Source organism: Halomonas ramblicola (assembly GCF_030409215.1).
Taxonomy (GTDB): Bacteria; Pseudomonadota; Gammaproteobacteria; order Pseudomonadales; family Halomonadaceae; genus Halomonas; species Halomonas ramblicola.
In genome coordinates, this window is sequence record NZ_JAUFPL010000028.1 from 56,489 (window position 1) to 76,302 (window position 19,814).

Below are 19,814 nucleotides of genomic sequence, written 5' to 3' on the forward strand. Positions count from 1 at the left end.
AACTAGCTTGACTGTGGGGGCCCCTTTCTAGTCAATCAGCCGGGAGCCGACAGGTGCTTGAGAACCTCCTACGCAGGAGCCATCCAAATATCGCCCTCTCTATTCTCGATACATCAGCAGGCTTTCGGACATTCTTTACCTCGGCGCTCTTAGACAATTGAATCAGTTCTGCGGGAGCCTCTATGAATGAAAAAAACGAGGGCAACACTCCATCGCCACCGACGGCATGATCATAGCTTATAGTCGTGATAGTACCTCGACTATGCTTCCTCCACTTCTTTATGAATGCGCGACAATTGAAGTAAAATACCCAATCATTCTTAATTACCACTTTTTCTTTGAGAAGTGCTTCCAGCGCAAATTTCCTAAAACTATAATCAAGCCCATGCTTCAAAAGCTCTGCATACAAAGATACTGCATAAATATCAGCCCTTCGGAAAAAGTATATATATACTAAGTCATGCCCATTACTTACAAGTATATCTTCAAATCTTGTGAGGGCATCAGGCCTGTCAACGAAATATTCAAAATCTTCCGAAGACAAGACTGCTGTAGATTCAGATCGTTGAGCCAGTTCCTCCACTAAGTCTGAAATAGTGCCACGCTCCGGCTTAAAGCGTGGATCATTCCTCATTTCCCAGCCGATATTATGATGACCCGATTTTTTATTTAACGTCCCTGATTGGGGTATGAAAATGCCAGCAGTTTTCAATGCATCTTCATTCTCCCTTATAAATACTTGTATTGATGTAGTTCCCGTCTTATGAGAGCCCGCGTGGATAAAAACCTTCATAACTTACTCTCTACAGCCCTCACCATATTAAGACAAGCTATCGAAAACATGCCACATTGAAAAGCTTGGTTACCTGAATAATAATCTTTGCTTTGGTTTCTGCAAACCCTACGCTGCTAATGCAGGTTGTGTGCCTTCCCGCTTGTGTTGAAGTAGTTGGTCTCCGGGTCGTAGTCCGTCGGCGTGGCAATCACCACGAAATCAGCATCGCGATAGGCCGCTTCCTTGTCCAGCGTCGCTGTGAAATTCAGTTCACGGTTCACTAGAAAGTCAGAGATCTCCACATCTTCGATAAGTGATTTCTTATCGTTAAGTAGTGCCACCTTCGCCGATACGGTATCTAGCGCCACCACCTTGTTTTGTTGCGCAAGCAACATTGCATTGGAAAGGCCTACATAACTTGTACCGGCGACAGCAATATTCAAACCCCTTCCCTCTTATTGTAGCCAGATGATAAAACCTAAAAAATCATAGGCAAGAGCTTAGCCAATAAAGATAAAGCGCCACTCACAAACAAGAAAAAAGATAAAGAAACATCAATCATCACACTCTAACAACCTAACTCTCTTTTCAATTTTTTCTAGCCGCTTAATTATGTTTACAAACAAAAAACTAGTGATTTTTACAGCTTCTTCCAGCTCTAAATAAGCGCTTACGTGCTTCTTATCTTCTTCCTCATAAAAAAGGTTGCCATCTTCTCTTCCCAAATACTCTTTCGCTATGTATGAATAGTCTTCACTGTACCTATCCAAAATCTCTTTTCTTACATCCCTGCTTATCAAAGTGTAGCTACGATATATCTCACTGGTAGATCTATGCTTTGCATTAGAATATTCAATAAGTGGTCTTAGCAAATACTGTGCTTCCTTTTTAGTCTGGAGCACTGCATTTGACATCCTTTTAAACTCTAATGCATCAATCGACAACCTTGGATTGGGATTCTTCTCAGGATAAGAAAATCCTTCTTCCTTAATTCCAACATGCGAAAGAAAATCACTGAATATAGACCCGCTCACCATTTGCTTTCTCTGATATGGGCGAACAACTACATTCTCTTTCCCAAATATTTCACTAATATTAGAAATCTCTTCCACTTGATTCCCAGCAAAACTGAGAGAAAACTCTTCAACTGTTGTACCATTACGCAGAGTCCCATCTTTCACCCATTGTTCATACGCACTCTCATTCCACTGATCCTGTCGACGAATATAATAAATACACACAACTCGCCAGTCATAAAAAAGCGACTTGATCCACAAGAATAAATCTTTCCCCCATTGACCACGAAGGCGGGAGTGGAAAATTTCTGATGACACAAGAACACATGACTTATTTTCACTTTCACTTCTGACTTTTTCCCATAGGAGTCTAGGATCTATCGGTGCACTGTCTCTCCCTCCTGCGAGGTCATGATGCGCGATAAACCGATTACTCTCTACCGCACCGATCGTAGGTACCCACACCCCTTTCTCATCAAGAAGATGGCGATTTATGAAAAAAAACTCTTGTAAGGCAGAGGTTCCCGTTTTTCCTGCACCCACATGAATATATATTTGCTTCATCTTGAGCTCACCTTAACGTCAATCTTTTTTTTACAATTTCAAAAACCGAATCCCAGCTAAATTTAGAAACCGTGATTCGCCCCTGCTCTCTCAATGACATCCATCGTTCATTGTCTCGAACAAGATCATGGATTTTTTGAGCGGCAATTTCTGGGTTAGGCTCTATTAACAACGCATTTTCTTCATTCAACAACCATTGATTATTTTCATTATGGTTTGTAACAGTTACACAGCCACTAGCCATGTATTCCAAAGGTTGATAAGAAGGGTGAGGCGTCATCATATACACTAAGCCTAGATCAGAACTGCGATACAGGGCAGCCACTTCACCCATTGTTTTCAGCAGTCCCCAGTTCTCAACAATACCCTCTACACCATAACGCTCTTCATCCCATTCTTCCCCTACTGAAATAATCTGCACATTGTCTTTTAGTTTTCTTTTTACAGCTTTCAATGTTTCCAGGCCCAAATAAAAGCAATTCCTAGGATTACTGGGTCTTCCGTAAAAGACAATTCTGACAGGCCGGCCAATCCTGCTTTTTTCCTCATCGAACTTAAACTGCTTCTGGTCTACGCCAGGAGAGAACATGACGACATCACTGGAATATTGCTTATACTTGTTTCCTACCCCCGAAGTATTCGCAATGCACGAAAAGCCAAAACGATATGTCTGTTCAATCAAGCCAAAAAGATTTCCGGCTGCATAGAAATTTGGCTCGTAGTCCTGCATTAGATAGAATTTTCGGGATGTTTTGTTATATTTCAGCTGTAGATAGGCAGTTGTCCAGAGCGTGCAAAACGAGACATTGGATGGCGGGATTTTATCTATGTCATCCCGGCCTCTGACGAAAACTGTAATAAAAAACCTCAGGTTCGGAAAAAAATATTGCAGAGAGTCACTGAGCTCTTGGCTATTAAAGGGTTTTCCAAAATGAGAATAAACAACAATGTTGTTCAAGGTGCCCCACTCTTCACTGAAGTGCTGGGCTAGCATGAACACGGTTCTTACCCCACCTTTCAAGGCATGAGTGACAGGAGGTAAAAACCAAGTAATCAGATCATTACATATCTCGTGCTTAGCCCCCTCTTTCAGACAATCCGCATTATTCTTGACATCACTGTAAGTTGCATCTGCAACTTCTGCCAAGCCAGATTCTTCAAATCCTTTTTTCATATTTCATCCCTGGCTATCACTGAAAAAGAGATTCGCCTGCTCACGCATTCGCCCAAGCAAAAAGTGGCCTTCCATGATTTTTATGGACTGAGCTAGCCGGTCTTCCCCATGCTTCTTCTTTAACTTCTCACTACCACTCTTCATCAGTCGAGCACGTCTTTCAGAATTTGAATAACTGGCAGATTTCTTATGAAATACAAAGGAATTTGTACTCACTTTCAAGTCATAACCTGCATCAGCAGCTCGCAGGCAAAAGTCATTTTCTTCTCCGTAACCTTCAGGGAAAGACTGCTCATCAAAGCCACCAATCTCCTCATATACAGATTTTTTTATCAATTGACAAAATCCATGAACCAAAGGCACCGTAGGATAGATCCCAGGATATGCCCAGCGCTCACATAGATTGTTCATTTCTGTCACACTAATATTTTTTGGCAATACATTGACTGCTGTCTGGGTTGCTGTATTTTTTATGTCAGGAATTGACTGGAGGCTAGCCGCATTGGACATTGGTCCGACAATGCCATTTTTTTCACTTTGCTCGGCCACTTTTAACATATTTTCAATGGCTTTTCTTGTTATCACAGTATCGCTGTTGAGTAATAAAAAATATTTACTTTTGCTCAATGACATGCCTTTATTTGCTGCACGACAATAACCTTGTGCTTGCCCAGTATTTCTGTGGAGTGTAGCCCAACTGTACTGTTTTAAAAATTCATCCAAATACGCCTGGGTGTTTTCTTCAGAGCAATCATCGACAACAATCAACTTATCAATATTTCTTCGAGATTCCACAATAGACTTCAAGCACGCTTTAACTTCATCCAGGGCATTATGTACACACACTATAATATCAATGCCGATTTTATTGATTTCAGGTGAAGTGTGTATTTGATTTGACTTCGCGTGCTCAAAAGGGTGGCGTATTTCTATGGGATTACCTGTATCCTTGCTTTTAACGTACCCTGAATTTCTTCCATGGCCTAAGTATGCAAAATCAAAACTATCTCGAAGAGAGATTCGATCTTTCATGATGGCATACCAGTCCAGACTTTCTTTCCACAGAGCGTAATTAACGCTCAGTTGGTCTCGGTGGCTAAACTTGCAGATTTCACTCCACCATCGATCCAAAAACTTTCTTGCATCGGGGGAGTCAATCTTTATCATCATCAAATTCGTTTCAATCAAGCCGTTATATTCTGGGTACTGCTCTTTCCTATATTTTTTTATCTGACGACCCACTCGGTCTGCAACGTCTTTTTTTGTTTCCATTACAGATTGTGCTTCGTGATAAACACAATTTCTGATCGGGTGTGGTATTCCAGCGACACACGATGAACTTGAGATAAACTCATTCACATACTGGCTGATATCATTTTCTATGACGACATTGGCATCGATCCATATCGCTAAATCATAGTCTTTGAGGTAGACGTGGGGATTGGTTTTGATCCTTCTCGCCATTCGGACTTTGTCTGGATGCCAAAACTCCATAGGGCGCAACTGCCAAACCCCGTGTGAATCCATTGGCTCATCACAAAATGCCACATAATCATAATTCGGATTTAAATGCTGCGGTCTCGGAAGTTCTTCATATCCACCCGAAAGTGCTGTAAAAACAACAACCTTGTTATTATTTTTCTTGTTTTTCTGATAATCTTCAACTTTCTTAAGAAACCCTGGTTTCTCATAATAAGGGTATTTAGCTGGATAGTACTTTATTAAATTATAATGCTTATCTGAGTCAACTTGAAGCAGCTGGTACCAGTTGTCATGCACCACACTGCCAAGCAGACGTTCTATGGCGTGAGCCAGTGTCCCATCAATTTGAGATGATTCTTCCGGAAAGTCTTCATAAGCAAAACCTGCTTCAAGTAGACTCTTTAATGCATTAGTTCTGGCCCAAAACATGGAACCCGCAGGAAACAACGCCATATTTTGTTCTTCGACATCAAAACCCAGCTTGTTTGCCACTCTTTTTGAGATACCAAAATTTGTTCCCCAAGAAATCTGCCCTCGAAGTGAATAATGATAAATTGGAAAGATCATACCGACATTTGGGCTTTCCGAAAAAATATCTATGATCTTGTTTATTGTATCAGGACTTCCAAGTAGAGGTACCAAGAGCTGGCGCCTCCAGTCGCTTTTCGTGAAATTATGTGGGCTTCGTTTGGAATGAAAATGTGCCACAATATCATGATCAAGTAATTGCTTAGCGAAGCCAGATACAAAATGAGAAATATCTCTTCCCCGGTTACTAAAGACTTTTACTTTGATATTGGCATTTGAGAGACGGGTTTGGAATTTGTTTTCAACTAGCAGCTTGAGTTTTTGATCTACAACAGAAACGTAAACAGAAAACGGAAACTCGATGTTTTCAAGAAAGCTCAAGAATTCATCAATCAAGCTTTCATAAAAGATATGTATATGGATCGCGACACTAAATTTTTTTCGCACGTCATGTATATTGCATGCACCTTCACCATATGGGAGGTAGACAAAGGCGCCTTCTCGTTCTCTATCCAGCCGATAGCCAACTTCCTGATAGCTAGGCTTAGGATATAAATTAATCTGATTGCCATGCATATCCACTTCCGATGTGATACATCCGGAAGCCACGTTTATTTCTCGTTTCTCGGAATCTTCTTTCTTATTGAAAGCTACTTCTTGGCCAAGCTTTTTTTCACAAAGCTTGATATTAAAATTTGCGATACCTTGGATATTAGAATTACCTTTCATTAATTTTTTGTAGTTCTTCCTGGCTTCCACATACCTTCTTTCTCTAAATAATCGGTTCGCTTTTTTCAAAACATCCATCTTAGGTTTCCTTTAAGTTCTGTCTGAAAAGTCTGCGCGCAAACAACGGTCTATGCAGGCTAGGCATACCATTGACGGAAGCTGCTGGCGAGCTTGTCATAGCGCGTGCAGACACGGCGCAGCCCTCGACCCAGCCGATGCCCCCTCGATGACGTTCCTTGCCCGGTAACGCGGTTTGTCAAAACCTTTCGGCGCCCCAGGCCGTGGCTCTTTTGGCCCATCTCTTGAAGGGGTTGTCGTCGCTCATCCTGCCCTCCTGATGGCTGCACTATAGCCTGTGCAGCTCAGAAGGGGGTCACTTCAGGGTTACATTAGCAAATCCGACATTTCGGACAAAACCTAGTTTATTTTCTATAAGCTCATTAGGATAATGGCTCTCATGAGATGGTGGCAGGATCAGCACTGGCTCTTTTAAAAAGCAATGGAAAAATTTCTACTTGGCTCACAGAACCACTTCTAGCATTATACTTATCATGTTCCGTAGGCCCCATTATTTTGTTTCCATACTGTGCTGCTATAGCTTCGTAGCTGCTAGGAAGCACAGTATTACGGGAATCCAACTCCGTTATTACCATCAGACCAGTAGGGAATACATCTACCCTATGAATCGTGAGGTCTGGTCGGTATTGCTCTAGTATGTCAGCCAACTTCCATACGTCCCCAGTCCAGGCGCGGGTGCGACGATCTCGTTCTGCTTGAGCCGGGTGGCCAGGAAAGATATCATCAATCACTACAACTGTATTCTTGGAGGAATAACGTTCAACATTAATAAAGTCACGCAAAGCAAATTCAAAAAGATGCATTCCATCAATAAATACAAGATCGGGCGGCTCTGAAAGGTAGTAATCTGCATGCAATGAAAAGAATTTATCACTTGTCATACGCAAAAGCATATGGTTGTCGCGGAGCTTTATGTTGGGGCGGGGCATCGGATCAATTCCGATAGCATCACACGCAGCCAACAAGAAACTTTTCCCGGTTTGCACACCGACTTCCAGATACTTCTTTGGCTTGAGAATTCTATGAAATTCTTTTAGCAGCTCATGCTTATCACCCTCACCAAAGAGCTTTTCTTCTTCAGGAGTACCAAGTGGGAAGCTCTTTTGTAGTTGATATGCTTCATCCAGTCTATCATAGTAGATCTGCGGCATGGATTCTTGTAAGAGTGCAGCCAACTCCTGCCAGTATCGAACAGCAGTGTCGTATTCTTCTCGACGTTGGGCAGACTCAGCAAGAGCAATTAGGATACTAGGCTCTTGAGGAGATAGCTGCTGAGCTTGCTCTAATGCCTGAATACCAAGAGGCAGGGGCTTCATAGAGCAGGAGTCCAGTTCACTGTTCAGTGCGATCGGAACCCCTAGCTGCCTAAATTGTTCCATCTCTCGCATACGGCTGATGTGCGGTATGTCACACCCAGGCCTAGTGAAGCCAAGTCCCTTAGAAAAATGGCTGCGTGCCTCACCAAGATTTCCACTCAGTGCATTAGCCCGACCCAGTGTATTGTGTATCGATCCCACTAGAGCCCTAAACGCATCCATCGTAGAAGGCAACTTCCTTGCTTTCAGGAGTTGACGTGCTTCAGAAGCCTTCCCTAGCTGCAGCAAGGCTACAGACATGAAGAGCGCTATTTCTGGCTCATCGGCGTGCTGAGAAACATCCTCTTCAATAACCGAATCTACTAAGTTTTTCCAATCCCCACTTAACCATTGCCCATATATACGTTCTAACAACTTGCTATCATGAAACGAGAGCTTTTTATCATTGTGATACATAAGCACTCCTTTAGGAGAAGGCAGAGGCAAATGAATTAATCGAAATATGGTGCACCTTTGAAATATTCACCTTCTGCATCTTTCTTCGAAAGATTCGGACAGCCTCCTTTCAGCAGCGGCCAATCTATCTTCAGATCCGGATCATTCCACAGCACTGACACTTCATCACCCGGCGCATAATAGTCAGTACATTTATACTGAAACTCGGCGTCTTCACTCGTGACATAAAAACCGTGGGCAAAGCCTGGCGGCACCCAGAGCATCTGCTTGTTTACCTCACTAAGGAAGGCCCCCACCCACTTACCGAAGGAGGGGCTGTTCTGGCGCATATCCACGGCGACATCAAAAACCTCACCACGAGTCACTCTCACCAATTTACCTTGTGGCTGGTTCAGTTGGTAGTGAAGTCCACGCAAAATACCTTGCCTGGACTTGCTGTGGTTGTCCTGTACGAAGGTAAAAGCACCACAGTGCTCTTCAAATTCACTTTGGCGAAAAGTTTCTATAAAAAATCCGCGCTCATCGCCGAACACTTTAGGCGTCATGAGCACGACATCGGGAATTTTCAGGCGTTCAAACTGCATGGTTCACTCGCTATTCGGCTTTGATCGGGTAGAGCTTATGCGCCAGCACGGCGCAGCAGGTACTGGCCATACTCGGTCTTGCTCAGGGCATGGCCGGCGCTCAACAGTTGTTCCTTGGTGATCCAGCCATTTTGCCAGGCGATCTCTTCCAGGCAGGCGACTTTCAAGCCTTGGCGATGCTCGATTGTCTGTACGTACTGGGCGGCCTCCAGCAGGCTGTCATGGGTTCCGGTATCCAGCCAGGCAAAGCCGCGCCCCAGTCGCTCCACACTCAGGTCACCGCGCTCCAAATAGGCGTTGTTGATGCTGGTGATCTCCAGCTCACCGCGATCTGAGGGCTTCACCGCCTTGGCGATCTCCACCACATCGTTATCGTAGAAATAGAGCCCCGTCACCGCATAGGAAGACTTCGGCTGCTTGGGCTTCTCCTCGATGGATACCGCCCTGCCCTGGCCATCGAACTCCACTACACCGAAGCGCTCGGGATCCTTGACCAGGTAGCCAAAGACCGTCGCCCCACCGGGCTGCTCACTCGCACGTTTGAGCTGCTCCGAGAAATGCTGGCCATGGAAGATGTTGTCCCCCAATACCAAGCAAACCGGATCATTGTCGATGAACTCTTCCCCGATGACAAAGGCTTGAGCAAGGCCATCGGGACTCGGCTGTACGGCATACTCGAAGCTCAGGCCAAACTCCTCACCGCTACCCAGCAGCTTCTCATACTGTGGCAGATCATCCGGGGTGGAGATGATCAGGATCTCACGAATGCCTGCCAGCATCAGCACCGAGATGGGGTAATAAATCATCGGCTTGTCATAGATGGGCAGTAGCTGCTTGGAGACCCCGTGGGTGATGGGATGAAGGCGTGTACCGGAACCGCCGGCGAGAATGATTCCCTTGCGTGCCATGCTGCACTCCTTGTCGTCAAACAAGTATCAGTAACAATGTTGTTTATGCTGCCAGGAATTCCTGCAGCGTCAGCTTGAGCTGCTGTTGCCAGTCGGGCAACTCACGGTCGAGTGCCGTTTCCAGCTTGCCGAGCGAGAGCCGTGAGTTCAGCGGCCGCTGGGCAGGCGTGGGATAATCCGCGGTAGGAATCGCGGCCACATTGGCGGGTTGAATCGTAAATGCTTCGCCTTGTGCCAAGGCAAGCCGAAAGATCTCGCAGGCGAAGCCATGCCAACTGGTTTCGCCACGAGGCGCCAGGTGGTAGGTGCCCGAGGGAATCTGTCTCTCCAGAGCCAGCCCGGTCAGCTGAGCGATCAAGCGTGCCGGGGTGGGTGCACCGATCTGATCAGCCACCACGGAAAGCGCTTCACGCTCGCGACCCAAGCGCAGCATGGTCTTCATAAAGTTGTTGCCGCGCGCGCTGTAGACCCAACTGGTGCGGAAGATCAGATGCTGGCAGCCGCTCGCCTCAATGGCCTGGTCGCCTTCCAGCTTGGTCTGTCCGTAGGCACTGAGGGGGGCCGTTGAATCATGCTCCTGCCAAGGCTGATCGCCATTGCCGGGATAGACGTAATCACTGGAGTAGTGCACCAGTGGCACCTTGCGGCTGGCACAGTAGGCTGCCAACTGCGCAGGGAGCTCGGCATTCAACCGTCTGGCCGGCTCAAGCTCACTTTCCGCCTTGTCGACAGCGGTAAAGGCCGCCGCATTAACGATCATCTCAGGACGGTGGGTATCCAGCCATTGCGCCACGGCACGTTCATCGGCGAGATCCAACGCCTGTCGCCTTGGGGCCAGCACCTCGCCCAGCAGGCACAGCTGACGCTCAAGCTCGAAGCCGACCTGGCCGTTAGCGCCGGTCAATAAGATACGCATTGCCATGCTATGCCCCCATGCCCAGCCGCTGGCCCTGGTAGCTGCCGTCCTGTACGCGCTTCCACCATCCTTCGTTGGCCAGGTACCATTGCACCGTCTTGCGCAGGCCGGTCTCGAAGGTCTCCTGTGGGCGCCAACCGAGGTCCCGCTCGATCTTGCCCGCATCGATGGCATAGCGCAGGTCATGCCCGGGGCGATCGGCTACGAAGGTGATCAGGTCACGGTAGTGGCCCGAGGTTTTGGGACGCTGCTCCTGCAGCAGGTCACAGAGGGTCTGCACCACTTCGAGATTGGTCTTCTCGTTGTGCCCCCCGATGTTGTACGTCTCCCCTACCTGGCCTTCGGTCGCCACCTTGATCAGGGCACGGGCATGGTCTTCCACATAGAGCCAGTCGCGAATCTGCTGGCCATCGCCATAGACGGGTAGTGGCTTACCCGCCAGCCCATTGAGAATCATCAGCGGGATGAGCTTCTCCGGGAAATGGTAGGGCCCGTAGTTGTTGGAACAGTTGGTGATCAGTGCGGGCAACCCGAAGGTACGTTGCCAGGCGCGTACCAGATGGTCGGAGCCCGCCTTGCTGGCCGAGTAGGGTGAACTGGGCGCATAGGGGGTCGTTTCGGTGAAGAAGCCTTCCGGGCCTTCCAGGTCGCCATACACTTCATCGGTAGAGATATGGTGAAAGCGGAACGCCGCCGCTCTCTGCGGGGCACCCTCCTGTAGCGCCTTCCAGTAACCGCGAGCGGCCTCCAGCAGCACCGAGGTGCCGACCACGTTGGTCTGGATGAATTCGGCAGGCCCATCGATGGAACGATCCACATGGCTCTCGGCGGCCAGGTGCATCACGACATCCGGCTGATATCGCGCGAAGGCCTGGTGCATGGCCTGGGCATCGCCGATATCCGCCTGGAGGAAGGCATAGCGGGGGTTGTCAGCCACACCGTCCAGCGACTCCAGGTTGCCGGCGTAGGTAAGCTTGTCGACGTTAACCACACGGTGCTCGGTGTTGGCGATCAACTCGCGCACGACTGCCGAGCCGATGAAGCCGGCGCCGCCGGTGACCAGAAACGTCTTCCCCATTTCATGCGTCCCTTTCTTTGGTTTCAAGCTGTTCTGCATCTTCTTTCGAAAGAAACAGCTCCTTGATCAGTTCAAGCTGGACTTCGGCCTTGCGAAGCTCTTCTTCCAACAGGGCTTGGCGCTGCTGAATCTCCTCGTTCTCGGCCTTCAGCTGCCTGTTCTCATGCTGCAAGCTACCACGGGCCGCCTGCAGTTCCTCGACCTGGTGCTTTTGCTTGCTCAAGGCCTGCTCGGCCTCTGCGAGCTGTTGCTTGAGCTGCTGGCTCTCTTGCAGCATGTTATCGCAAGATGCCTGTAACTCTTCGGCTCGCTGCTTCTCTTTTCCCAACTGACAGCTGACAATCCAGTTCTCAACAATACCAGCATGGGAAATACGTTGACTGCCGTAGCCTGTCACATCTTCTAGCCGATAGTTCGCTTTCTCCATGGTTTGGCGGAGCGCTGGCCATGCAGACTGATCACCGGACACGAAACGGCTTGAATGCAACGAGAGATAACTAAACCGCTGAGTGGGAACCTGCCCCGCCAGAGCCTTGAGCAGTTGTGCTTCGACCCCGGGGGCATCGATCACCAACCAATGAGCCTTATCCTCTTCCAAGGCGAGCTGTTCTAATAACTGAGAAAAACTGATTGCCTGGATTGTCAGTTCACTTTCCAGACGCAGCCCAGGCCAGCGCGATGATGACGATGTGAACGGGTATAAGGTGGTAAGACCCTTGAGATTATAGCGATACAAAGTAGCCTTGCCGCTTTTTTCTGCTACAGCAGCTTCGATCACCTGCACACGCGATTCACTTTGGGTTCGGCGGCGCAATGCTTGGGCGACTTGGGGATCTGCCTCCACCAGCACGATTCGTTTGGCCTGAGTATTCAGGTAAACTTCCAGTTCGCGGCATTCACCCGCCCCCAGGTGCAGCAAGGTACCGTTGGTATCTTGCCAGGCCGATAGGGTTTCCCATTCCATCATTTGGCTCCACCCTTGCCACCACCTAATGCTTTCACGGACTTTCGCAGCGGTGCTGTCACCTTCCATGACTTGGACTGCTTCATTTCTTTCAGCTGCTGGCTCATTTCTTTCAGCTGCGCTGTCAGCCGTTTGTTCTTCTGCGAGAAGCTATGCAACTTTTCGTTCTTTTTCTGTATCTCACCTTGAAGCTTCTCCAGCTTCACACTGCTTCCCTTGTTACCCAATATGTACTGCTCCAGCTCTTCCTGGGTTTTATGCAACTGTTCAATGGCCAGGTCATTTTCTTCCTGAACATCCTTGAGTTTATCTTCCAGGTTTTGCTTGGCCTTCCGAAGATCTTCGTACTCATCAGATAAAATATCAGGCCCCGGATTCAAACCTGACTTCAATACATCGTAGGCATCATCGACCAGGTCCAGCAGAGGCCTTGGCTCCAGAAGGGGCAGCGTACTCACTTCCAGTTCCTGCGCCAGTGGCTCAGCGGACGAGTGCTGTAACACCTGCAAGGCCAGCAGGTGCTGGATTTCCTGCTCCTGATCATCTGTGGCAACTTGGTTCTTGTCCGACTTCACCGCCACACGGCCAAGGGCGACCCCGCTGCGAGAGGCCAACTGGGAGAACAGCTCCTTGGCGTTTCGCTCCAGTGCCTTACGGCGAACCAGGGTCATGCGCTCGAAGTTGCCGCGATAGAGGTCGAGCAAGGCCTCGGTGGCGTTGACCCAGTTGGCGAGCGCCTGGGAAGGCAAACGTTGCTTGGCAATGCAGTCGGCCACCTGTCGTTCGGGAGCGTCGTAGCAGACCAGGATATGCGCTCTGGGATGATCCTTGAGCAGCAGCTTGGCCTTGGCGAGATTGTCCACGACCTCCTTGTGCCAGGGCTGCCCAGCCTTTCTCACGGCATCCAGCCAAGCCTCACAGGGCTGGGCAGACAAGTTCACCAGCACTAGCCGGTCGGCTTTCGTCTTGCTGGAGTCTTTGGCCTTGACCGGCTCGGGGGTGGCACTCGTCATACGTTTCTCCTGGGTTCTTGCAGCGAGTCGATGATGTCGGGTCGGATCAAGCGGCTTCAGCGCCGCTCTGCCCCTTGTTGAAACAGCAGCCGTATGGCCTCGAGGGCTTCCACGCCCCACAGCCTGGTCTGCAGAAATGAGGCCATCAGGCGATAGCGCCATGGCTGTTGTGATCTCAGCAGGAAGCGATACCACGCCAGCAATGGTGGTGTGAAGGTACGCAGCAGCCACAGGGCCCGCTGACCGGGGGAGCCGGCGGTAAGCTGCCCCCCCTTGATACGCCGCGCCTTGGTGGCAATGGCCTGCCAACTGTCCCGAGCGGGGTGCGCCACTACCGCCTGCTCCACATAATGGAGCATGGCGCCCCGGGCCACCGCCCGCCTTACGAAGTCCGCATCGCCGCCGGAGAGGCGCTTGGCCTCGAAGCCGCCGAGCTCCCTGGCCAATGCCAGGGGCACGGCCAGGTTGGCCGTTACGGCATAACCGCGCGAGACGTACCAGGCCTGGGGAATGCCCTTCACCAGGTCGTACATCTCATAGATCGATGGGCACGCGCCGCTGGGCTGCATGCGGATGGCTCCAGCCAGTACACTTTCCATGGGTAGCGACCGGGCACACTGCATGAGTCGCTCGAGCCACTCTACCTCAGGCAGGCAATCGGCATCAGTGAATACCAGCCAGGGGCCCTTGGCATGTTCCAGAGCGTGGTTGCGGGCGGCATAGGAACCGGGCGTCGCACACTTCAGGATTCGCACATTGTCCGGCAGCTCGGCGGGGGGCGTGAAGTGCTGCGATCCGTTGTCGACCAGCAGCACCTCGAAGCCCGCTTGGCCCAGCGTTTGGCGTTGCAGGCACTGCAGTAGCGCAGGAATCAGTTGCCAGTGCTCGTATACCGGCACGATGACGCTGCAGTAGGGAAGCGGCTGTTCAGTCATGTTCCGGTTCAAGATGCGTCACAGCCGCTTCAGCAGCAGCGCGATCGCTTCCTGCTGGTTCAGTTCCACTGTGTTGACGGTCACCTCGGCCGCCTTGGGCACCTCATAGGGGCTGCTGATGCCGGTGAAGTCCTGCAACTTGCCTTCGCGCGCCTTCTGGTAGAGCCCCTTGGGATCGCGCTGCTCGCAGATGTCCAGCGGGGTGTCCACGTGCACTTCGATGAAGTCGTCCTCGTCGAACATCTCGCGGACGGCGTCACGGTCGTGGCGGAAGGGCGAGATGAAGGCGGTGATCACGATGATGCCGGCCTCGGCGAACAGCCGGGCCACCTCGCCCACGCGACGAATGTTCTCGCCGCGATCCTGCTCGTCCATGCCGAGGTCCTTGCACAGACCGTGGCGGATGTTGTCGCCGTCCAGCAGCATGGTGTGGTAACCGCGGCGATTGAGCTCCACCTCCAGGGCGTTGGCCAGCGAGGATTTCCCGGCCCCGGAGAGACCGGTGAACCAGATGCACTTGCCGGCATGGCCGTTGAGCTGCTCGCGCATGGCCTGGGTGACGCTGGTGCGGTTCCACACCACGCTGGCCTTGCTGTCATGCTCGCGGAATTCGTAGGGCAGCTCGCTATCCAGCGGCTGGTGGATCATGCCGGCGCCCACGGTGATGTTGGTCAGGCGGTCGATGATGATGAAGCTGCCGGTGCCGGGGCTGGTGTGGTAGTCGTCCACCGGCACCGGGGCGGTCAGCTCCACCCGGCAGCGCGCGATGGCGTTGAGGTCGAGGTTGTCGGCGTGGCGCTGCTCGAGGGTGTTGACGTCCACCTGGTAGTCGATGGCGCCGACCTTGCCGGCGGCATCGCGGGTCGCCAGTTTGAAGTCGTAGAGCTTGCCCGGCTCCAGCGGCTTCTCGTGCATCCACACGATGTCGGCCTCGAAGCTGGTGGCCAACGGCACTTCCTCGGACTCGCCGACCAGCCAGTCCCCACGCGAGATATCGATCTCGTCTTCCAGGGTGACGGTGATCGCCTGGCCGGGATAGGCCACGTCCAGGTCGCCGTCCCAGGTAACGATACGCTCGACCTTCGATGTCTTGCCGGAGGGCAAGGCACGCACGGCCTGGCCGCGTTGCAGGATGCCGGCGGCCAGGGTGCCGCAGTAGCCGCGGAAGTCCAGGTTGGGACGGTTGACGTACTGCACCGGCAGGCGCAGGTCGCGCAGGTTCTGGTCGTGGGTGATCTCGACGTTCTCGAGCAGCTCGAGCATCGCCGGGCCCTGGTACCAGGCCATAGCCTCGCTCTTGTTGACCACGTTGTCGCCCTTCAGCGCCGAGAGCGGCACGAAGCGGATATCCGGCGCGCCCAGCTTGTCGGCGATGGCCTGGTACTCCTCGACGATCTCGTCGTAGCGCGCCTGGGAGTAGTCGACCAGGTCCATCTTGTTGATCGCCACCACCAGGTGCTGGATGCCCAGCAGGTCGGCGATGAAGCTGTGGCGTCGGGTTTGCGTCTGCACGCCATGGCGGGCGTCGATCAGGATGATCGCCAGGCTCGCGGTGGAGGCCCCGGTGGCCATGTTGCGGGTGTACTGCTCGTGCCCCGGGGTGTCGGCGATGATGAACTTGCGCTTGTCGGTGGAGAAGAAGCGGTAGGCTACGTCGATGGTGATGCCCTGCTCGCGCTCCGACTGCAGGCCATCGACCAGCAGCGCCAGATCCACCTCGTCGCCGGTGGTGCCGCTGGTCTTGGAGGCCTGGGTGATCGCGGCCAGCTGGTCCTCGTAGATCATCTTGGAGTCGTGCAGCAGCCGCCCGATCAGGGTCGACTTGCCGTCGTCGACGCTGCCGCAGGTGATGAAGCGCAAGAGATCCTTGTTCTCATGCTCGCGCAGGTAGGCTTCGATGTCGGAGGCGATCAAATCCGAGGCGTGTGCCATTTTCCATCCCTTAGCTTGAAGCTGGAAGCTTGAAGCTGGAAGAAACCCCCAGCCCGCTAGCTACACAGCCAATTCATTCGATGGTGAGTTTGCCGATCAGCCCGGAGAGCATGGCGGCAATCTCCCGTGTTTCCTGTATCCATCGGTTGCCACAAGCCGTCTCGATGTAGCCAATGTCGATACCGATGTAGATCTGTGTTCTCAGCTCGGCGCATGACCCCTTGGCAATCAGCAAGAAGTGCCGTTTGTCCTTTGCCGTGCCGCGCGTCATGCCCTCTGCGATATTGCTAGGTACCGAAAGACCGGAGCGGGTGATCTGATCCTTGAAGCCAAAGTCACGAAGATCGCGCATCGCCTTGTAGAGCTCTGCGGACAACCTGGCCGACCGCTTCCAAACCTGGAGCTTCTCGAAGTCCATGCCTTGCCCCTCCCTCTTGGCCACCCCTACAGGCTAGCCCAAGAGCAGACGGGGTTTCTTCAAGCTTCCAGCTTCTAGCTTCCAGCTTTCTAACGCGCCCCCGGCGCGTTAGAAGTACCCTTCGCGTTTCTTCTTCTCCATCGAACCCGCCTGGTCGTGGTCGATGGCCCGGCCGCTGCGCTCGGAGGTGCGGGTCAGCAGCATCTCCTGGATGATCTCGGGCAGGGTGGCGGCCTTGGATTCCACCGCGCCGGTGAGCGGGTAGCAGCCGAGGGTGCGGAAGCGCACCCACTTCTCCTCGGGCACCTCGCCCTCGGCCAGCGGCATACGCTCGTCGTCGACCATGATCAGCATGCCGTCGCGCTCCACCACCGGGCGCGGGGCGGCGTAGTAGAGCGGCACGATGGGGATGGATTCCAGATAGATGTACTGCCAGATGTCCAGCTCGGTCCAGTTGGAGAGCGGGAAGACGCGGATCGACTCGCCCTGGTTCACCTTGGCGTTGTAGGTGTTCCACAGCTCCGGGCGCTGGCTCTTAGGGTCCCAGCGGTGGTGCTTGTCGCGGAAGGAGAAGACGCGCTCCTTGGCGCGGCTGGCCTCCTCGTCGCGGCGCGCCCCGCCGAAGGCGGCGTCGAAGCGGTACTCGTCCAGTGCCTGCTTCAGCGACTGGGTCTTCATGATGTCGGTGTACTTGGAGCTGCCGTGATCGAAGGGGTTGATGCCGGCGGCACGCCCCTCCTCGTTGATGTGCTCGATCAGCTCCATGCCGGACTCCGCGGCCATGCGGTCGCGGAACTCGATCATCTCGCGGAATTTCCAGGTGGTGTTGATGTGCATCAACGGAAACGGCGGCGGCCCCGGATAGAAGGCCTTGCGCGCCAGGTGCAGCATCACCGAGGAGTCCTTGCCGATGGAGTAGAGCATCACCGGGTTGCGGAACTCGGCCGCCACCTCGCGAATGATGTGAATCGACTCGGCCTCGAGTTGCTTGAGGTGGGTGGCGCGTTCGGGGGTGAGTTCAGACATCTAGAAAACCTTGGAGAGGAAACGACATTAGCTGGAAGCTGGAAGTTGGAAGTTGGAAGTTGGAAGAGTTAAGAGTTAAGAGTTAAGAGTTAAGAGTTAAGAGTTAAGAAAATACAATATTCAAACGGCAAAGAAATCAACTAATAGGTTGCCAATGGTGTAGAACGGAAGACTAAGGCGTAGATTCGAGATTCATGGCGATGCTCCACTTCGATTGAGAGATTGAAGCACCTCGTCAACTTGAACCTCAAGCATGGGCAAATCTCTCTCAACGGTCTTCCAAACCACATCTAGATCGACCTTGAAATACCCATGCGCCAGCGCATTTCGTGTGCCATAAGCAGCTTTGAGGGGAAATTCCGGATGCTCCGCAGAAAAGTCAGGAAAGTGGCGCTGGATATTACCTGCTGCCTCACCGATGATCTCCAAATTGCGGATCACCGCATCCTGCTTTTCTTCATTCATGAGGAATGCAGCATGGTCAACGTCTATGAGATAGCGCTGAATTCGACCTATGGCCTGCTGAATATGCTCGAGATAGTCTCTCAAAGCCAATTCATCCCGCCGACTCATACTGCTCGAGCCTCATTCAGCACTTCCATTTTCCACCTGTCAGGTAATGCACCAGGGGTCAGCACATCAACCTCTACTCCAAGGAGTTCTGTCAGCTCTGTACGGATAGCCCCCACATCAAAGAGTGATGTCTCCTTGGTGGTGTCGATGAGGATGTCCAAATCGCTTCCATCCGTGTCCTGGCCGTGAAGGACAGAGCCGAATATGCGGGGGTTTGTGCCATGGTGCCGTTCCACGATCTGCCGGATGGCTTTACGATGCTTCTGATATGCAATAGATGGCTTCATGCAGCCCCCCATTGGCACTTGAATAGTCAAAACCTAGGTGATGAAGCATTTTCCGTCAATCAGCCAACGTTTGCTTTTCCATATCTTGATTGACGGAAAAGGAACCAGGACCACATCACCGGATTGGTACATCGTTCCAGACCTCGTCCTCGTCATTGTCCCATAACTTCTCCATGCTCGACTCCTGGGCCTGGGAAAGACTCTTCAGCTCACCCTTCTCAACTTTCTGGATCAAGAAATAAGTAAAGTCCAGCACCTCTTCCTGAAGTGACTCGGGCAGCCGACTGACATTATCAACAATTTTTTCAGACGTATTCATGGCTTCTCCCCTCGTTAACAAGGTCGTCCACGTCAATAAGCCTCCACTTTATCCAGTCGATCAGCCGGAACAGCTCGATGATCAGCTGCCTGACGTAGCCTCGCTGGCTGGCCTATACGGCAACAAGCTTCTTGACCCTGAGCTCTTTGCGATGTTGCTCTGCGTGCCAGAGCTCATATTGGGACTGCTGATTCAGCCAGCTTTCTGCCGAGGTATCAAACGCAATAGAGAGACGAATAGCCATTTCGGGACTAATACCAGCCTTGCCGTTCAATACAGCGCTCAGAGTTTTTCGGCTAACGCCTAATGCTTCTGCAGCCGCCGTTACAGATAGGCCAAGGGGTTCCAAGCAAAGCTCTCGCAATACTTCACCAGGGTGGGGAGGATTGTGCATCAACATCGGCGGCACCTCAGTGATAATCTTCGTAATTTACTATCTCAGCATCTCCGTTTTCGAACCGGAACGTCACCCGCCAGTTACCACTGACCGTCACTGACCAGATTCCGGCGCGATTCCCTGAGAGTTCGTGCAGCCGAAGTCCTGGTAAGTCCATATCTTTGGCATCTGACGCTGCATTTAGCCTACCGAGAATCAGTCGAAGCCTCTTTGCGTGAGCGGCCTGAATCCCTGCGGTGCTGCCGGACTTGAAGAATTTGGCCAAGCCCTTGTGTCTGAAGCTTCGAATCACTACCTAAATGTACCCTGTAACGTATCAGGTGTCAAAGCACCCCTGTCGCTCCTT

At 51.7% G+C, this 19,814-nt stretch carries 20 protein-coding genes and 1 pseudogene; all 21 read right to left on the reverse strand.

What is annotated here, in order from left to right; genetic code table 11:
* Positions 1 to 31: 31 nt before the first annotated feature.
* Positions 32 to 793: a hypothetical protein gene (locus QWY80_RS11315; protein ID WP_290231500.1), complete on the reverse strand. Its 762-nt coding sequence runs from the start codon at positions 791 to 793 to the stop codon at positions 32 to 34.
* A gap of 143 nt (positions 794 to 936) precedes the next feature.
* Positions 937 to 1,218, reverse strand: a pseudogene (locus tag QWY80_RS11320) (UDP-glucose 6-dehydrogenase); the annotation flags it as partial.
* 111 nt (positions 1,219 to 1,329) lie between these two features.
* Positions 1,330 to 2,355: a hypothetical protein gene (locus QWY80_RS11325; RefSeq protein ID WP_290231502.1), complete on the reverse strand. Its 1,026-nt coding sequence runs from the start codon at positions 2,353 to 2,355 to the stop codon at positions 1,330 to 1,332.
* A gap of 7 nt (positions 2,356 to 2,362) precedes the next feature.
* The gene (locus QWY80_RS11330) at positions 2,363 to 3,529 is read right to left on the reverse strand and encodes a rhamnosyltransferase WsaF family glycosyltransferase (protein WP_290231504.1); all 1,167 of its coding nucleotides are present in this window, start codon (positions 3,527 to 3,529) and stop codon (positions 2,363 to 2,365) included.
* Between the two features lie 3 nt (positions 3,530 to 3,532).
* A complete protein-coding gene (locus QWY80_RS11335; protein ID WP_290231507.1) occupies positions 3,533 to 6,346 on the reverse strand; it encodes a rhamnan synthesis F family protein in 2,814 nt (937 codons plus the stop codon).
* A 377-nt stretch (positions 6,347 to 6,723) separates the two neighbouring features.
* On the reverse strand, positions 6,724 to 8,118 hold the full coding sequence (locus tag QWY80_RS11340) for a class I SAM-dependent methyltransferase (RefSeq protein ID WP_290231509.1): 1,395 nt from the start codon (positions 8,116 to 8,118) through the stop codon (positions 6,724 to 6,726).
* A gap of 35 nt (positions 8,119 to 8,153) precedes the next feature.
* On the reverse strand, positions 8,154 to 8,702 hold the full coding sequence (gene rfbC / locus QWY80_RS11345) for a dTDP-4-dehydrorhamnose 3,5-epimerase (RefSeq protein WP_290231511.1): 549 nt from the start codon (positions 8,700 to 8,702) through the stop codon (positions 8,154 to 8,156).
* Positions 8,703 to 8,737: 35 nt separating this feature from the next.
* A complete protein-coding gene (gene rfbA / locus QWY80_RS11350) occupies positions 8,738 to 9,610 on the reverse strand; it encodes a glucose-1-phosphate thymidylyltransferase RfbA (protein ID WP_290231513.1) in 873 nt (290 codons plus the stop codon).
* Between the two features lie 43 nt (positions 9,611 to 9,653).
* Complete coding sequence (rfbD, locus tag QWY80_RS11355; RefSeq protein ID WP_290232567.1) at positions 9,654 to 10,526, reverse strand: dTDP-4-dehydrorhamnose reductase; 873 nt, start codon at positions 10,524 to 10,526, stop codon at positions 9,654 to 9,656.
* Between the two features lie 7 nt (positions 10,527 to 10,533).
* Positions 10,534 to 11,604, reverse strand: a complete 1,071-nt coding sequence (rfbB, locus tag QWY80_RS11360; RefSeq protein WP_290232570.1) for a dTDP-glucose 4,6-dehydratase — start codon at positions 11,602 to 11,604, stop codon at positions 10,534 to 10,536.
* Between the two features lies 1 nt (position 11,605).
* On the reverse strand, positions 11,606 to 12,571 hold the full coding sequence (locus QWY80_RS11365; RefSeq protein ID WP_290231515.1) for an FkbM family methyltransferase: 966 nt from the start codon (positions 12,569 to 12,571) through the stop codon (positions 11,606 to 11,608).
* Positions 12,568 to 13,581 carry a hypothetical protein gene (locus QWY80_RS11370; protein ID WP_290231517.1) on the reverse strand — a complete coding sequence of 338 codons (1,014 nt, stop codon included), beginning with the start codon at positions 13,579 to 13,581 and terminating at the stop codon, positions 12,568 to 12,570. The genes QWY80_RS11365 and QWY80_RS11370 overlap by 4 nt, the downstream gene beginning before the upstream one ends.
* A 56-nt stretch (positions 13,582 to 13,637) precedes the next feature.
* Entirely contained in the window at positions 13,638 to 14,516 is an 879-nt protein-coding gene (locus QWY80_RS11375; protein ID WP_290231519.1) for a glycosyltransferase family 2 protein, read from the reverse strand.
* A gap of 18 nt (positions 14,517 to 14,534) precedes the next feature.
* Positions 14,535 to 16,448: a sulfate adenylyltransferase subunit CysN gene (cysN, locus tag QWY80_RS11380; RefSeq protein WP_290231522.1), complete on the reverse strand. Its 1,914-nt coding sequence runs from the start codon at positions 16,446 to 16,448 to the stop codon at positions 14,535 to 14,537.
* Positions 16,449 to 16,521: 73 nt separating this feature from the next.
* Complete coding sequence (locus QWY80_RS11385; RefSeq protein WP_290231523.1) at positions 16,522 to 16,866, reverse strand: four helix bundle protein; 345 nt, start codon at positions 16,864 to 16,866, stop codon at positions 16,522 to 16,524.
* Between the two features lie 108 nt (positions 16,867 to 16,974).
* Entirely contained in the window at positions 16,975 to 17,892 is a 918-nt protein-coding gene (gene cysD, locus QWY80_RS11390; RefSeq protein WP_290231525.1) for a sulfate adenylyltransferase subunit CysD, read from the reverse strand.
* Between the two features lie 192 nt (positions 17,893 to 18,084).
* Complete coding sequence (locus QWY80_RS11395; protein WP_290231527.1) at positions 18,085 to 18,465, reverse strand: HepT-like ribonuclease domain-containing protein; 381 nt, start codon at positions 18,463 to 18,465, stop codon at positions 18,085 to 18,087.
* A complete protein-coding gene (locus QWY80_RS11400) occupies positions 18,462 to 18,752 on the reverse strand; it encodes a nucleotidyltransferase family protein (RefSeq protein WP_290231529.1) in 291 nt (96 codons plus the stop codon). Before QWY80_RS11400 ends, QWY80_RS11395 begins: the two co-directional genes overlap by 4 nt.
* A gap of 115 nt (positions 18,753 to 18,867) precedes the next feature.
* A complete protein-coding gene (locus QWY80_RS11405; protein WP_290231531.1) occupies positions 18,868 to 19,071 on the reverse strand; it encodes a DUF2281 domain-containing protein in 204 nt (67 codons plus the stop codon).
* A gap of 112 nt (positions 19,072 to 19,183) precedes the next feature.
* Entirely contained in the window at positions 19,184 to 19,471 is a 288-nt protein-coding gene (locus QWY80_RS11410) for a HigA family addiction module antitoxin (protein ID WP_290231533.1), read from the reverse strand.
* A gap of 10 nt (positions 19,472 to 19,481) precedes the next feature.
* Positions 19,482 to 19,760, reverse strand: coding sequence for a type II toxin-antitoxin system RelE/ParE family toxin (locus QWY80_RS11415; protein WP_290231535.1), 279 nt, complete (start codon positions 19,758 to 19,760; stop codon positions 19,482 to 19,484).
* Positions 19,761 to 19,814: the final 54 nt, after the last annotated feature.